At 57.7% G+C, this 15,002-nt stretch carries 20 protein-coding genes; 17 read left to right on the top strand and 3 right to left on the bottom strand.

The window, feature by feature from the left end:
• The first annotated feature begins 7 nt into the window (after positions 1-7).
• From rpsH to rpmD, 5 genes are all read left to right on the top strand, one after another.
• Entirely contained in the window at positions 8-400 is a 393-nt protein-coding gene (gene rpsH, locus ACR3E0_RS18490; protein ID WP_039523381.1) for a 30S ribosomal protein S8, read from the top strand.
• An 11-nt stretch (positions 401-411) separates the two neighbouring features.
• Complete coding sequence (gene rplF, locus ACR3E0_RS18485; RefSeq protein ID WP_480480337.1) at positions 412-945, top strand: 50S ribosomal protein L6; 534 nt, start codon at positions 412-414, stop codon at positions 943-945.
• Between the two features lie 11 nt (positions 946-956).
• Positions 957-1,316, top strand: coding sequence for a 50S ribosomal protein L18 (gene rplR / locus ACR3E0_RS18480; protein WP_058283506.1), 360 nt, complete (start codon positions 957-959; stop codon positions 1,314-1,316).
• Between the two features lie 116 nt (positions 1,317-1,432).
• Positions 1,433-2,002, top strand: coding sequence for a 30S ribosomal protein S5 (rpsE, locus tag ACR3E0_RS18475; RefSeq protein ID WP_480480335.1), 570 nt, complete (start codon positions 1,433-1,435; stop codon positions 2,000-2,002).
• A 12-nt stretch (positions 2,003-2,014) separates the two neighbouring features.
• Complete coding sequence (gene rpmD / locus ACR3E0_RS18470) at positions 2,015-2,203, top strand: 50S ribosomal protein L30 (RefSeq protein WP_008757946.1); 189 nt, start codon at positions 2,015-2,017, stop codon at positions 2,201-2,203.
• A 258-nt stretch (positions 2,204-2,461) separates the two neighbouring features.
• On the opposite strand, the gene ACR3E0_RS18465 is transcribed toward rpmD, so the two are convergent.
• The 3 genes from ACR3E0_RS18465 to ACR3E0_RS18455 form a co-directional block, all read right to left on the bottom strand.
• Positions 2,462-2,878, bottom strand: a complete 417-nt coding sequence (locus tag ACR3E0_RS18465; protein ID WP_480480333.1) for a DUF1284 domain-containing protein — start codon at positions 2,876-2,878, stop codon at positions 2,462-2,464.
• Complete coding sequence (locus ACR3E0_RS18460; protein WP_480480331.1) at positions 2,875-3,465, bottom strand: biotin transporter BioY; 591 nt, start codon at positions 3,463-3,465, stop codon at positions 2,875-2,877. Before ACR3E0_RS18460 ends, ACR3E0_RS18465 begins: the two co-directional genes overlap by 4 nt.
• A gap of 88 nt (positions 3,466-3,553) precedes the next feature.
• Complete coding sequence (locus ACR3E0_RS18455; protein WP_480480329.1) at positions 3,554-4,141, bottom strand: GntR family transcriptional regulator; 588 nt, start codon at positions 4,139-4,141, stop codon at positions 3,554-3,556.
• A gap of 378 nt (positions 4,142-4,519) precedes the next feature.
• On the opposite strand from ACR3E0_RS18455, the gene ACR3E0_RS18450 reads away from it, so the two are divergent.
• From ACR3E0_RS18450 to ACR3E0_RS18395, 12 genes are all read left to right on the top strand, one after another.
• The gene (locus tag ACR3E0_RS18450; protein ID WP_480480327.1) at positions 4,520-4,735 is read left to right on the top strand and encodes a DUF1127 domain-containing protein; all 216 of its coding nucleotides are present in this window, start codon (positions 4,520-4,522) and stop codon (positions 4,733-4,735) included.
• 184 nt (positions 4,736-4,919) lie between these two features.
• Positions 4,920-5,777: a hypothetical protein gene (locus ACR3E0_RS18445; RefSeq protein WP_480480325.1), complete on the top strand. Its 858-nt coding sequence runs from the start codon at positions 4,920-4,922 to the stop codon at positions 5,775-5,777.
• 146 nt (positions 5,778-5,923) lie between these two features.
• Positions 5,924-6,397 (top strand): 50S ribosomal protein L15, encoded by a 474-nt coding sequence (gene rplO, locus ACR3E0_RS18440; RefSeq protein ID WP_480480323.1) that lies wholly within the window; start codon positions 5,924-5,926, stop codon positions 6,395-6,397.
• Between the two features lie 109 nt (positions 6,398-6,506).
• Positions 6,507-7,871, top strand: a complete 1,365-nt coding sequence (gene secY / locus ACR3E0_RS18435; protein WP_480480321.1) for a preprotein translocase subunit SecY — start codon at positions 6,507-6,509, stop codon at positions 7,869-7,871.
• Entirely contained in the window at positions 7,868-8,512 is a 645-nt protein-coding gene (locus tag ACR3E0_RS18430) for an adenylate kinase (RefSeq protein WP_480480319.1), read from the top strand. Before secY ends, ACR3E0_RS18430 begins: the two co-directional genes overlap by 4 nt.
• A gap of 200 nt (positions 8,513-8,712) precedes the next feature.
• Positions 8,713-9,081, top strand: coding sequence for a 30S ribosomal protein S13 (gene rpsM / locus ACR3E0_RS18425; protein ID WP_120633900.1), 369 nt, complete (start codon positions 8,713-8,715; stop codon positions 9,079-9,081).
• Between the two features lie 15 nt (positions 9,082-9,096).
• On the top strand, positions 9,097-9,486 hold the full coding sequence (gene rpsK, locus ACR3E0_RS18420; protein WP_058283499.1) for a 30S ribosomal protein S11: 390 nt from the start codon (positions 9,097-9,099) through the stop codon (positions 9,484-9,486).
• Positions 9,487-9,600: 114 nt separating this feature from the next.
• Positions 9,601-10,617, top strand: a complete 1,017-nt coding sequence (locus ACR3E0_RS18415) for a DNA-directed RNA polymerase subunit alpha (protein ID WP_480480317.1) — start codon at positions 9,601-9,603, stop codon at positions 10,615-10,617.
• Positions 10,618-10,735: 118 nt separating this feature from the next.
• On the top strand, positions 10,736-11,158 hold the full coding sequence (gene rplQ, locus ACR3E0_RS18410) for a 50S ribosomal protein L17 (RefSeq protein WP_480480315.1): 423 nt from the start codon (positions 10,736-10,738) through the stop codon (positions 11,156-11,158).
• Positions 11,159-11,303: 145 nt separating this feature from the next.
• On the top strand, positions 11,304-12,689 hold the full coding sequence (locus tag ACR3E0_RS18405) for a trypsin-like peptidase domain-containing protein (protein ID WP_480480313.1): 1,386 nt from the start codon (positions 11,304-11,306) through the stop codon (positions 12,687-12,689).
• A gap of 3 nt (positions 12,690-12,692) precedes the next feature.
• The gene (locus ACR3E0_RS18400; protein ID WP_480480311.1) at positions 12,693-14,003 is read left to right on the top strand and encodes a replication-associated recombination protein A; all 1,311 of its coding nucleotides are present in this window, start codon (positions 12,693-12,695) and stop codon (positions 14,001-14,003) included.
• Positions 14,004-14,077: 74 nt separating this feature from the next.
• Entirely contained in the window at positions 14,078-14,884 is an 807-nt protein-coding gene (locus ACR3E0_RS18395; RefSeq protein ID WP_480480309.1) for a crotonase/enoyl-CoA hydratase family protein, read from the top strand.
• Positions 14,885-15,002 lie beyond the last annotated feature (118 nt).

Genomic DNA, 15,002 nt, shown 5'->3' with positions numbered 1-15,002 from the left:
CATAGATATGAATGATCCTATCGGCGATATGCTCACCCGTATCCGCAACGCGCAAATGCGCGGCAAGTCCACCGTATCCACCCCGGCGTCCAAGCTGCGCGGTTGGGTTCTGGACGTGCTGGCGGACGAAGGTTACATCCGTGGCTATGAAAAGACGACCGGTGAAAACGGTCATCCGGCCATCGAAATCAGCCTGAAATACTACGAAGGCACCCCTGTTATTCGCGAACTGAAGCGGGTCTCGAAGCCCGGTCGTCGCGTATACATGGGCGTCAATGACATCCCGCAGGTCCGTCAGGGTCTGGGCGTGTCGATTGTCAGCACTCCGAAAGGTGTGATGTCGGACCAGAACGCTCGCTCCAACAATGTTGGCGGCGAAGTGCTCTGCACCGTCTTCTAAGGAGGTCTGCAATGTCTCGTATTGGTAAAAGACCGGTCGAGCTGCCCAGCGGCGTTTCCGCCTCTGTGTCGGGTCAGACCATCGAAGTCAAAGGTCCGAAAGGCACCCGCAGCTTCACCGCAACCGATGACGTCACGCTGTCGGTCGAAGACAACGTTGTGCAGATCAACCCGCGTGGGATGTCCAAGCGCGCGCGCCAGCAGTGGGGTATGAGCCGCACTATGGTTGCCAATCTTGTCGAAGGCGTGACCAACGGCTTCAAGAAAGAGCTGGAGATCCAGGGTGTTGGTTACCGGGCACAGATGCAGGGCAACACCCTGAAGCTAAACCTGGGTTACAGCCACGATGTTGATTTCACTGCCCCGGAAGGTGTCACCATCACCGCGCCGAAGCAGACCGAGATCGTTGTGGAAGGGATCGACCAGCAGCAGGTGGGCGAAGTGGCGGCGAAAATCCGCGATTGGCGCCGTCCCGAGCCGTACAAGGGCAAGGGCATCCGCTATAAGGGCGAGTTCATCTTCCGCAAGGAAGGCAAGAAGAAGTAAGGACGCAAACAATGGCAAACAGCAAAAGAACCCTGTTTCTGAAGCGCCGCCTGCGCGTTCGGAACAAACTTCGCAAGGTCAACGCGGGTCGTCCGCGTCTGTCCGTACACCGTTCGAACAAGAACATCTCTGTTCAGCTGATCGACGACGTACGTGGCGTGACCCTGGCCTCGGCCTCGACCCTGGAAAAAGATCTGGGTGTTGTTGGCAAGAACAACGTCGAAGCGGCCACCAAAGTGGGCGCGGCCATCGCCGAGCGTGCCAAGAAGGCAGGCGTCGAAGAGGCCTATTTCGACCGTGGCGGCTTCTTGTTCCACGGCAAGGTGAAGGCTCTGGCCGACGCTGCGCGTGAAGGTGGTCTGAAGATCTAAGACTTGCGGGCGGGTTTCGATCCGCCCCGATGATCCGGGGGCCTCGGCAAAAGTCGGGGCTCACTTGGATTGAACTAAACGGTGCCGAGAGCACCACATGAGAAAAGGGATGCCAAATGGCAGAACGTGAAAACCGTCGGGGCCGTGGTCGTGAACGCGACGAAGCTCCGGAATTCGCAGATCGTCTGGTTGCGATCAACCGCGTGTCGAAAACCGTAAAAGGTGGTAAGCGCTTTGGCTTCGCTGCTCTGGTGGTTGTCGGCGATCAGAAAGGCCGTGTCGGCTTTGGCAAGGGTAAAGCGAAAGAAGTGCCCGAGGCCATCCGTAAGGCAACCGAACAAGCCAAGCGTCAGATGATCCGCGTGCAACTGCGCGAAGGTCGCACCCTGCACCACGACATCGAGGGCCGCCACGGCGCTGGTAAAGTGGTTATGCGCACCGCCCCTGAAGGTACCGGTATCATCGCCGGTGGTCCGATGCGTGCCGTGTTCGAAATGCTGGGCGTCAAGGACGTTGTGTCCAAGTCGATTGGCTCGCAGAACCCGTACAACATGATCCGCGCCACCATCAACGGCCTGCAGAAAGAGCAGAGCCCGCGTTCGGTTGCACAGCGTCGTGGCAAAAAGGTTGCTGACATCCTGCCCAAGCGGGACGAAGCACCGGCTGCTGCTGAAGCAGAAGCATAAGGAGAGCGAGCAATGGCAAAAACCATCGTCGTCAAGCAGATCGGCTCGCCGATCCGCCGTCCCGCCGAGCAGCGCGCAACCCTGATCGGTCTGGGCCTGAATAAGATGCACAAAACCCGTGAGTTGGAGGATACCCCTTCGGTCCGCGGCATGGTCAACAAGATCCCGCATCTGGTTGAGATCATCGAAGAACGCGGCTAAGCGCGATTGCTTCGGAGAGTTAGAAACGCCCTCGACATTGTCGGGGGCGTTTTTTGTTGTGGCGGAGGTTACTTGTTCGCCCGCTTTGAGCCCAAAGTGACCGAATGCTGCAACATGCAAGAATGGCTGCTATCAGCAGAGAGGCAAAAACTTCAAAAAACCGCTGCGCTGTTGAGCGGGGTTTGTGGCAATGTGAAACAAGATGATTTGTGGTTGTTTCAGAAAAGAGGATTTCGGAGTTGGCAAGCGAGAATGCTGTCAAACCATTGCCCCACGATAACCGCTCTTGGACACGGCCGTGCAAATCTCACTCCACTGGCACTCCTTACAGGCAGATCGAACCTGATCCTTTGTGAACGCTGCCCGCAGTCGTTTCAGGGAATAGTCATCCAAAGAAAGCTGTGCGCCAGTATGCACCGGAGTTTGCAATACCCGCTCCACGTCCATCGCAGCTTTCTGATCTCGATTGCGAATACTGTCGTCGTAACAATGCGCGTCGATTTCTGTCCGACGCGGCGCGCAGATTTCGTCCGGCCCTTCGACAATCTCGATCGTCTCTCCGGCTGAAATGCGCCCCGCGATCACAGTCATGTTGTCTGTGAAGGCGGGGCTGTACCCCTTGCCAATATAGGTCAGAATACAAAGGAGATGATGAGCACGCAGGTGAACTGTCATTCGGCAGATTGCTGGGCATCGCGCGTCAACAGCTTGAGTGTCATCGCTCCGAGACCGGACTTGAGGACCCCACCGATCACAAAGGGAACGACACCAAGCATGATGGCCTGTTCTGGACCGATCAGCACGGCCAGCCATGCGGCACCCAAGATCAGACAGATTGCATTGCCGATGAGCATCGCAAGAAATGACAGCCAAACGCGCCGTCCGTCCCAGCCGCTTGCCGTCAACCATCCGACAGCCATGCCTGCGAACGGAAAGGCAAAGAGATAGCCAGCCGTTGCACCCAGGAAATGATGCGCTCCGGCAGCGCCCCCGGCCAGAACCGGTAGACCAAGGGCTCCTTCCATCAACCAAGCGGCAATTGTGATCCCACCCAGACGCCAGCCGTACAAAGCGCCAACAAGCGTTACCGCAAAGGTTTGCATGGTAATCGGAACCGGGATCATTGGAACTTCGATATACGACGACGCGGTAAGGAAAAGGGTGCCGAAAAGAACGGCAGCCACTTTCCACGGCAGCGTAAGGTTCTGCACATTGAGTGATTTGAGATTGTTGTGGGCGACCGCGGTTTTGGTTGAAGTCATCGAGACACTTTCATTAATTATCTATTAAAGAATCGATAGAGATCTTTGGGTAAGATAATTATAGATAATTTGCAAGAGCGTCCCGAGATCACCCGCGTGAGAGGTGCCGCCTAAGGATCGTCGATGCGGTTTTCTCTTCGCGCCGTTCCATTGCCCGAAGGATCGCCACGTGATCTTTGTCCGAGGTGCTTTGCCACGATTCACGCCATCTGGCGTGAAATCGCTGTGCGGAAAGACGCTGAAGTTGTTCTATGCGCCCCAGAATAAGGGGCCGCGCGCAAGGCTTCAGGATTTCCAGGTGAAACTGCCGGTTGGCTTTTTCCCAGGAGATAGGATCTTTTGCCTGATCGCATGCAAGCCGAAGCTGATCCATCTCTTGCAGGGCCGCGGGGGTCATGTTGGCAACCGCTTTCGTCAAAGCCAATGGCTCCAACGCAAGCCTCATCTCCAGAATGTCGTCCTGATCTGCGTCAGTCAAAGAAAATGCTCGGACACCGCGCTTGGGAATGAAGGTCGCAAGCTCCATCTGTACAAGGCGTTGAAGCGCCTCGCGAGCCGGGACGTGACTGCACTTGAAGCGTGCAGCGATATGATCCTGAGCAAGTCGAGCACCTTGAGCAATGTCGCCCCGGATGATTTCTTCTGCGAGGACGTCAGCAATAGCTGCAGGTTTCATAGTTAAATCAGTCATAATCATGATCTAACCTGAACTTGCGCACTGGAACAGTGCCCATAATCCGCAAAGGTGGTGGTTCAAAGGCATCGCTGGCAGACGCAAAAGCATCAACAAATCTAGGGGCACCTCAGTCGGTGAGTTCGCGCGAAGCAAACCTTTATGCAGACAGCAGCTAAGCCTGTCTTGTCCGCAGAACGAGCAGTGAAAGCATTCTGCGGCGCACAAGCAACTTTTGCTCGCCATTCCACAAACGCATACCGGCTAGACTGAAACCGGAGTTGTTAGCGATACCACATGCGCCTATCTCAGCCTTGTCCGAACAAGGAACAAATAAGTGACATCGGGGAATACGCCCCGACCTTCGAAAGGAAAAGAGATATGGCACACACAGCAACACTGACACATAGCGGCTTCAACTTGACCGCCCGTTTTGCAAACCTGATTGAGCGCGTGAAAGAAAACCGTGCCCGGGCGAGCGAGTACAACCGCACCTACACTGAGCTTCAGCGCCTGACCAATCGCGAACTGGACGATATCGGCGTCCGCCGCTGCGACATCGCAGACATCGCACGCGAGCATGTGTATTGTTCTTAAGCCAAACAAAATCAAAACAATCCCTGAGGCGCCATGTGGCGCCTCTTTGCTTTGTTGATCCTTGTCATCACACCACACGTTTCTGTTTTCACATCAGCAGCCGTTGCGCAAAACCGTAATTTCGTTCAAGCCGTGATAACCGGGCCAGACTGGTCGTTGCAGCCAAGCAGGAAAGGACGGCGGTGTGCGTGAGTATCAGATTGGAATGCTCTGGGTCGGCGGGCCGCTGAGTTTTCTGGAACAGCTCTGCATAAGGTCCTACCTGGACGTCGGACAAGCTGTACGTCTGTATACCTACGGAGATGTGACAGGCATTCCGGATGGTGTCGAGCAGCGCGATGCCAGGGATGTCCTGCCTGACACAGAGTTCGTAACACATGATCGTACCGGCAGTCCCGCGCCACATTCCGACAAGTTCCGATACAGAATGCTGGCGCAAGAACCGGATCTGATCTGGGCTGACACGGACGCCTATTGCATCAAACCGTTTTCCACATCCAACGGGCATTACTACGGATATCTGCAGGGCGAGGTCGCGATCGGAGTACTGGGGTTGCCGTCGGACAGCGATACTTTGAGTATGCTGATTGAGCACACTCAGGATCCTTATCTGATCCCACCCTGGTTGCCTCCCCGTCACAGGAACATATTTCTGAAAGCGCAGGAGGACGGCGAACCACTAAGCGTTCCCGAGACAATCTGGGGTGCCTGGGGCCCACAAGCCTTTGCATGGGCGCTGAGACAGACTGGCGAAATCAAGTATGCCCTGCCTGAGCATGTGTTTTACCCCGTGAATTACGCCCGTCGTCGCGTTATGGGGCGACCGAAAGCGGATATTCAGCCATTTATCAAGGAAGATACCGTTTCAATCCACCTGTATGGGCGGCGTATGCGCGCTTTTATCAGAAACCGGTTTGGTGGCATCCCGCACCCCGATAGCCTCATCGGCCAACTTGTGGCAAAACACGGAATTGATCCTCATGCGGCGCCTCTTTCGACTGACAAAACGGATGCCAACGGGGCCACTGAAGACAAGGGCTGACCCGGCCCGGCCCTTGCGGGCTTGCCAAGAAGCTTTTGGAGTCCTATACGCCCCCGGTGGCATTGTGCCCACGAGAATCAAAACCAAGAAATGCCGTGGTTGGCCCATCACGCTTCGGGGGTCACATCCGGCTTAGGAGAAGCGATATGAAACTGCACGAATTGAGCGACAATCCTGGCGCCGCACCGAAACGCACCCGCGTTGGCCGTGGGCCCGGTTCCGGCAAAGGTAAGATGGGTGGCCGTGGTATCAAAGGCCAGAAATCCCGTTCGGGTGTGGCCATCAACGGCTACGAAGGCGGCCAGATGCCCCTGTATCAGCGCCTGCCCAAGCGTGGCTTCAACAAGCCGAACCGCAAGGAATTCGCTGTTATCAATCTGGGCCTGATCCAGAAATTCATCGACGCCAAGAAACTGGACGCCAAAGCCGCGATCACCGAGGATGCACTGGTTGCTTCCGGTCTTGTCCGTCGCAAGCTGGACGGTGTTCGCGTTCTGGCAAAGGGCGAAATCAGCGCCAAAGTGAGCCTGGAAGTGACCGGTGCTTCGAAATCTGCCATCGAGGCAGTCGAAAAAGCGGGCGGTTCACTGACGGTCACAAAAGCTGCTGCGGCAGAGTAAGCGCTTGTGAGCGGGCATAGACCCGCTTACATAGACCTCAGAGTTTTCCAAGACGCCGTCCGAGCCGGAAAACGGTTCCGGGCGGTGTTTGCATAAGAGAGACCGATTTATGGTATCAGCAGCAGAACAAATGGCCGCCAACACAAGCTGGGCTGCCCTTGGCAAAGCCACCGATCTGCGCAACCGCATCCTGTTCACGCTCGCATTGCTGATCGTCTACCGTCTGGGTACCTTCATTCCGGTTCCCGGCATCGACGGTCAGGCGCTGCGCGAGTTCATGGAGCAGGCGGGGCAGGGCATCGGCGGCATGATTTCGATGTTCACCGGCGGGGCGTTGGGACGGATGGGCATCTTTGCCCTCGGCATCATGCCCTATATTTCGGCCTCGATCATTGTGCAATTGCTGACGTCCATGGTTCCCGCGCTCGAACAACTCAAGAAAGAGGGTGAGCAAGGGCGGAAGAAGATCAACCAGTATACCCGCTTCGGAACAGTGGCACTGGCCACCGTTCAGGCTTATGGTCTGGCCGTTTCGCTGGAATCGGGCGATCTGGCGACCGATCCGGGTCTCTATTTCCGCATGTCGACCATGATCACTCTGGTGGGTGGCACCATGTTCCTGATGTGGCTGGGTGAACAGATCACCGCGCGTGGCATCGGAAACGGTATTTCGCTAATCATCTTCGTCGGCATCATCGCCGAAGTTCCGGCGGCGCTGGCACAGTTCTTTGCCTCGGGTCGGTCGGGCGCCATCAGCCCGGCCGTGATCGTTGGCGTGATCATAATGGTCATCGCGGTCATCACCTTCGTGGTGTTTATGGAACGCGCGCTGCGCAAGATCCACATCCAGTACCCACGCCGACAAGCCGGTATGAAGGTATACGAAGGCGGCTCCAGCCACCTGCCGGTCAAGGTCAACCCGTCGGGTGTTATCCCTGCAATTTTTGCAAGCTCGTTGCTGCTGCTGCCGGTGACGATCTCGACCTTCTCGTCGGGTGCCACAAATGGACCGGTGATGTCCTGGTTGCTGGCCAATTTCGGTCCAGGCCAACCGTTGTACCTGTTGTTTTTTGCGTCGATGATCGTGTTCTTTGCGTATTTCTACACGTTCAATGTGGCTTTCAAGCCGGATGATGTGGCGGACAACCTCAAAAAACAGAATGGCTTTGTGCCCGGTATCCGCCCCGGTAAGAAAACGTCGGAATATCTGGAGTACGTGGTCAACCGTGTTCTGGTTCTGGGCTCGGCCTATCTGGCGGCGGTCTGTCTTCTGCCCGAAATCCTTCGCAACCAGTTTGCAATTCCGTTCTACTTCGGTGGCACCTCGGTTCTGATTATCGTGTCGGTGACCATGGACACGATCCAGCAGGTCCAGAGCCACTTGCTGGCGCATCAATACGAAGGGCTGATCGAAAAGTCCCAACTGCGCGGTAAGAGCAAGAAACGGGGCAAGAAGGGAACTGCGCGTCGATGAATATCATTCTTCTGGGCCCTCCGGGGGCGGGCAAAGGAACGCAGGCGCGCCACCTTGTTGAGACCCGTGGCATGGTGCAACTCAGCACCGGAGATATGCTGCGCGAGGCCAAGACAAGCGGAACCGAGATGGGCCAGAAGGTTGCTGCGATCATGGACGCGGGCAAGCTGGTCACCGATGAGATCGTGATCGGCCTGATCGAAGAGAAACTGACCACCGAAAAAGGTGCCGGTTTCATCTTTGACGGTTTCCCACGCACGTTGGCGCAGGCCGATGCCCTGTCGGCCCTGCTGACCAAGCTGGGACAGTCCCTGCATACGGTGATCGAGATGCGCGTGGATGATGACGCGCTGGTGGACCGGATCACGGCACGCTCGACCTGCGGCGGATGTGGTGAGGTCTATAACGACAAGACCAAGCCGATTCCTGCAGATGGCAAATGCACCAACTGCGGCAAGGAAAATGACTTTGTCCGTCGCGCTGACGACAACGAAGACAGCCTGCGCACCCGGTTGATGGAGTACTACAAGAAGACCTCACCGCTGATTGGCTATTACTACGCCAAAGGTGATCTGCGCCCCGTGAACGGTTTGGCGGATATCAAGGAAGTTACGGCGTCGATTGAGGCTGTTCTGCGCTGAAACTCAAATGGGCTTGACGGCGAGCTCAAAAGCCCATATCGACCCCCATCCCTACGGGAATCACAATTGCGCGCAGGATTCGCTCCAAGCGCACCGACCACCTCGAATAAATACTGGGCCCTCTGGCGTCGCTGCCACGGTCAAGTGTTGTGAAAAAAGGTTCCGGAGCTACGGAACCGCAACGAAAAGGAAAGTGACACGTGGCACGTATTGCCGGCGTAAACATCCCGACTGCAAAGCGGGTCCCAATCGCCCTTACATATATCACCGGTATCGGAAACACCTCGGCGCAGGCTATCTGCGAAGCCGTGGGCATCGACGCGTCCCGTCGCGTCAATGAACTGTCGGATGCCGAAGTTCTGGCCATCCGGGAACATATCGACGCGAACTTCACCGTTGAAGGTGACCTGCGTCGTGAAGTTCAGATGAACGTCAAGCGCCTGATGGACCTGGGCTGCTATCGCGGTCTGCGTCACCGCCGCAACCTGCCGGTTCGCGGTCAGCGTACCCACACTAATGCTCGTACCCGCAAAGGCCCCGCAAAGGCCATTGCCGGTAAGAAGAAATAAGGGAGGGTCTGACTGATGGCACGTGACAAGACTCGCGTTAAGCGCAAAGAGCGCAAGAACATCGCATCGGGCGTTGCCCATGTGAACTCGACCTTCAACAACACCAAGATCCTGATCTCGGACGTGCAGGGCAACGCCATTGCATGGTCGTCTGCCGGGACCATGGGATTCAAAGGGTCTCGCAAATCGACACCGTATGCCGCACAGATGGCTGCGGAAGACGCAGGCAAGAAGGCGCAGGATCACGGCGTCAAGACGCTGGAGGTCGAAGTTCAGGGCCCCGGTTCGGGCCGTGAATCGGCCCTGCGTGCGCTGGCTGCGGTGGGCTTCAACATCACGTCGATCCGCGACGTGACCCCAATCGCTCACAACGGCTGCCGCCCGCCGAAACGCCGCCGCGTCTAAGCGATTTGGAATTCAGCTGGGGCTGCGTTTTTGCGCTGCCCCAGCACGTCATTTTGAACCTCGGGCGTCTGCACCTGATTGGTCATGGGGCGCAGACAGGAATGGAGGGATTACATGATCCATAAGAATTGGGCAGAATTGATCAAGCCGAACCAGCTTGACGGCAAGCCGGGCAATGATCCCGCACGTCAGGCAACTCTGGTCGCCGAGCCATTGGAGCGTGGTTTCGGTCTGACTCTGGGTAACGCGCTGCGCCGCGTTCTGATGAGCTCGCTGCAAGGCGCGGCCATCACCAGCGTTCAGATCGACAACGTTCTGCATGAGTTCAGCTCGGTTGCCGGTGTGCGCGAAGATGTCACCGACATCATCCTGAACCTTAAGGGCGTTTCGCTGCGTATGGAAGTCGAAGGCCCCAAGCGCCTGTCGATCAATGCCAAAGGCCCCGCAGTTGTCACCGCTGGTGACATCAGCGAAAGCGCTGGCATCGAGGTTCTGAACCGCGATCACGTCATCTGCCACCTGGACGATGGCGCTGACCTGTTCATGGAACTGACCGTCAACACCGGCAAGGGATACGTCTCGGCTGAAAAGAACAAGCCCGAAGACGCACCCATCGGCCTGATCCCGATCGACGCGATCTATTCGCCGGTCAAAAAGGTTGCCTATGACGTTCAGCCGACCCGTGAAGGTCAGGTTCTAGACTATGATAAGCTGACCCTGAAGATCGACACGGATGGTTCGATCACGCCGGAAGACGCGTTGGCCTTTGCCGCCCGTATCCTGCAGGATCAGCTGTCGATCTTCGTCAACTTCGACGAGCCGGAATCGGCTGGCCGTCAGGACGAAGACGATGGTCTGGAGTTCAACCCGCTGCTGCTGAAGAAAGTGGACGAGCTGGAACTGTCGGTCCGTTCGGCAAACTGCCTGAAGAACGACAACATCGTCTACATCGGCGACCTGATCCAGAAGACCGAAGCCGAGATGCTGCGCACCCCGAACTTCGGCCGCAAGTCGCTGAACGAGATCAAGGAAGTGCTGTCCGGCATGGGTCTGCACCTCGGCATGGATGTCGAGGATTGGCCGCCCGACAACATCGAAGATCTGGCGAAGAAATTCGAAGACGCGTTCTAAACGCGTCTTCTCCAATGCCCAGGCTGCTGGGGACAATATGGGCACTTCCGCCCCAAGGAGAGCCGGTGACACGCATCGCCGGCCAGACAAAGCAAAACGAGAAAGAAGGAACTAGAAAATGCGTCACGCACGTGGTTATCGCCGCCTGAACCGCACCCATGAGCACCGCAAGGCTCTGTTTGCGAACATGGCCGGCTCGCTCATTGAACATGAGCAGATCAAAACAACTTTGCCCAAGGCAAAAGAACTGCGCCCGATCGTTGAAAAACTGATCACCCTCGGCAAGCGCGGCGACCTGCACGCCCGCCGTCAGGCCGCATCGCAGCTGAAAGAAGACAAAGACGTCGCCAAGCTGTTCGAGGTTCTGGGCCCCCGCTACGCCGAGCGTCAGGGTGGTTATGTCCGCATCCTGAAGGCTGGCTTCCGTTACGGTGATATGGCTCCGATGGCGATCATTGAATTTGTTGACCGTGACATCGACGCCAAAGGCGCGGCTGACAAAGCCCGTGTCGAAGCCGAAGACGCCGCAGACGAAGACTAAAATCCGGCGAATGGCCGAATGAACACCTCCGCGCGGGCGACCGGGCGGAGGTTTTTTCATTTTGGGATCGGGACCGCGACGAGCGTCCACTTGCATTCTTCCACGGACCTCCGCATATCATCTCATGATTTTGATTGGAGACCGCATGATCCGCGCCGTTCTGACTCTGGTCCTGATAACGCTCAGCTCACAGGGCACCGCAGAGACACGTGTGCCGCAGTCGCAGACGGAAATTTCGCTGGGCTTTGCTCCAGTCGTCAAAGACGCAGCCCCCGCCGTTGTCAATATCTATGCCAAGATAATCCGGCAGGGCCGTTCAAATACTTTGTTTTCGGACCCGTTTTTTCGGGACTTCTTTGGCGGTGGTTTTGGTGCCCCCAGGCCGCGGGTTCAGAACTCGCTGGGGTCAGGGGTGATCCTGTCCGACGACGGTTATGTGGTCTCCAACTACCATGTTGTCGGCTCGGCGACTGAGATTCGCGTCGTCACAACCGATCGGCGCGAGTTCTCGGCCAAGGTCGTTCTAGGCGACGAGGAAAGCGATATCGCGATACTTCGGCTGGAGGAGGCGCAAGAACTGCCTTACCTGCCACTGCGCGATTCCGATCAAGTTGAAGTCGGTGAGTTGGCTCTGGCCATCGGAAATCCATTCGGCGTCGGGCAGACGGTGTCATCGGGCATAATCTCAGGGCTGGCGCGAACCGGCACAGCAACGGGAAATGCGCGTGGATATTTCATACAGACCGATGCGGCGATCAATCCGGGGAACTCGGGCGGAGCGCTGATCGATGTGAACGGTGATCTGATCGGAATTAATACGTCGATCCTGACACGTTCCGGTGGGTCAAACGGGATCGGGTTTGCCATACCAGCCAATCTGGTGGCGGCGTTCCTGCGTCAGGCGCGGGCGGGCAATATTAGTTTCATCAGCCCCTGGGCCGGGATGGCCGGTCAACACATGAGCGCGGATATCGCCGAGTCTCTTGGGCTTGTCATCCCGCTTGGTGTCGTGATTTCCGACTTGCATGATCTGAGCCCGCTGGTCGCGGCAGGGTTTCGGGTCGGCGATGTCGTTACCCATGTGGATGGGGATGAAGTGAACTCTCCGGCTGAGATGAAGTTTCGCATGTCCATTGCGGGCGTTGGCGGAACGTCGATGCTGACCCGGTTGAGGGGAGACGCCAGCGATGAGATTGAAGTCGAGCTGGTCAAGGCGCCCGAGACCCCGGCGGCTGAGGAAACAACCCTGAACGAGGGAACCGTCCTGCCGGGGCTGACCGTTTCGCGGGTGAACCCGGCGGTGATCAGTCGATTGGGATTGTTGCTGTCTCAAACCGGCGTCGTTGTGGTTGACCCAGGACCATACGGAGGCCGCGCGGGCCTGCGGGAGGGTGACGTTCTGGAAGGTATCAATGGAACCGATATGGAGCGACCGCGGGACGTGGTGACGGCGTTGACCGATCCGGGACGCAGGGTACAGATGACCGTGCAGCGCGGCGGGCGGTCTCTGTCCTTGCGATTCCGCCTCTGACCCGTGAGCGATCTGTTCGATACTGGGGCGACCGATCCCGCACCGGCCCCGCATCGCCCGCTCGCAGACAGGTTGCGGCCCCAGTCTCTGTCCGAGGTCATCGGGCAGGAGCAGGTTCTCGGTCCGGACGCCCCCCTTGGTGTGATGTTGGCATCTGGCAGCCTGTCCAGTCTGATCTTCTGGGGCCCGCCAGGGGTGGGCAAAACCACGATTGCGCGTTTGCTGGCGCAGGAAACTGATTTGAAGTTTGTTCAGATCAGCGCGATTTTTACCGGCGTACCAGACCTGAAGAAGGTTTTCGAAGCCGCAAAGATCAGACGGCAGAACGGGCAGGGCACGCTGCTTTTCGTTGACGAGATCCACCGGTTCAACAAGGCGCAGCAAGACGGGTTTTTACCGCATATGGAAGATGGCACCATCCTGCTGGTGGGCGCAACGACCGAGAACCCGTCCTTTGAACTGAACGCTGCGGTTCTCAGCCGCGCGCAGGTTTTGGTGCTGGAACGTCTGGATCTGACCGATCTGGAACGTCTGACACAGCGCGCGGAAAAAGAGCTTGAGCGCGCCTTGCCGCTGACACCGGCGGCACGCGATGCTCTGCAGGAAATGGCGGATGGCGATGGGCGGGCCCTGCTGAACCTGATCGAGCAAGTGGCCGCATGGGCGGTTGATGAACCGCTCGACCCCGACGCATTGGCGACCAGATTGATGCGCCGTGCTGCAAAATACGACAAGTCCGGCGATGAGCACTACAACCTGATTTCCGCCCTACACAAGTCAGTGCGTGGGTCCGACCCGGATGCGGCGCTCTATTGGTTGGCGCGGATGCTGACCGGAGGTGAGGACCCCCGTTACCTGGCGCGCAGAATTACGCGGATGGCGGTCGAAGATATCGGGTTGGCGGACCCGCAGGCACAATCCATCTGCCTGCACGCCTGGGAAACCTATGAACGGCTCGGCTCGCCTGAGGGTGAACTGGCCCTTGCTCAGGCGCTGGTCTATCTCGCGCTGGCGCCAAAGTCGAACGGCGCCTATGTCGGATACAAGGCCGCCATGAAACTGGCCAGGCAATCCGGAAGCGAACCACCGCCAAAGCACATCCTGAATGCACCGACATCGCTAATGAAAGAACAGGGTTATGGCGACGGCTATGCCTATGACCACGATGCGGAAGACGGGTTTTCGGGCCAGGATTACTTTCCGGAAGGCATGAAACGGCCGGTTCTGTATCAGCCCGTCGAGCGCGGTTTCGAGCGTGAGCTGAAAAAGCGTCTGGACTACTTCGCCAAGCTGCGCGCACAGCGCAACAGCTAGTTACGCCGCGTTACAGGCGACAAACCCGGCACCGTGCGTTTCCCTTTGGTCAATCTGCAGTTGGGAGGACTCGCATGCCTGTTTCAATCCAAAAAAGCGATGATGTCTGGACCATCATCCTCGACCGCCCCGAAGCCCGGAATGCCGTGGACACCGAGCATGCGGAAGAATTGGTACAGGCCTTTCTCGAATTCGAGAGCAGTTCCGCCAAGGCCGCAGTGTTCTGGGGGAAGGGTGGAAACTTTTGCGCTGGGTGGGATCTGAAACTGGCCGCGACGCTCTCTGATCCCGCATTGCGCGAGGCCTATTTCGACAGGCATGCATTTCCGGTTGGCGCCGCACCCTCGACACTGGGGCCCATGGGGCCCTCGCGTCTGGAGTTGTCGAAACCGGTTATCGGCGCGATTGAAGGGGCTGCCGTTGCCGGGGGTATGGAACTGGCCCTGTGGTGCGACATTCGGGTGATGGCCGAAACGGCATATCTGGGCGTCTATTGTCGTCGATGGGGAATTACCCTCATGGATGGTGGATCGGTTCGCCTGCCACGGTTGGTCGGACAGGGAAAGGCGTTGGAGATCGCCCTGACTGGTCGAAAGGTCGAGGCCGAGGAATGCTATCGGATCGGCCTGGCCGAAAAGGTTGTGGCACATGGCGACGCACGCGGCGCTGCTGAGGATATGGCCCACGAGATTGCCAGATTCCCGCAAGAAGCTGTCCGGGCTGACCGTCGGTCGATCATTGAAACACGTGGGTTGTCAGTGCGCGACGCTCTCAAGCTGGAATGGGCCAACGGTCTGGAGGCGATCCGCCGCGAGGGAACCTCGGGCGCGGGTCGTTTCCGAGACGGCGCCGGGCGTCACGGAGATTTCTCGAGCATCTGAACCGGCCCGCCTCACGCCTTGACTCTCTCTGCCACGCGCGCGACAGACGCGCATGTTTTCTAAGGACCGATGGGATCGAAATCCGTGCGAAACAACTGCGCGGAACAAGGGGCAATGA

This window comes from Ruegeria sp. AJ12 (assembly GCF_056536245.1).
Note: the sequence above shows the minus strand (reverse complement) of the source record. Positions and strands in the feature narration are given on the sequence as shown.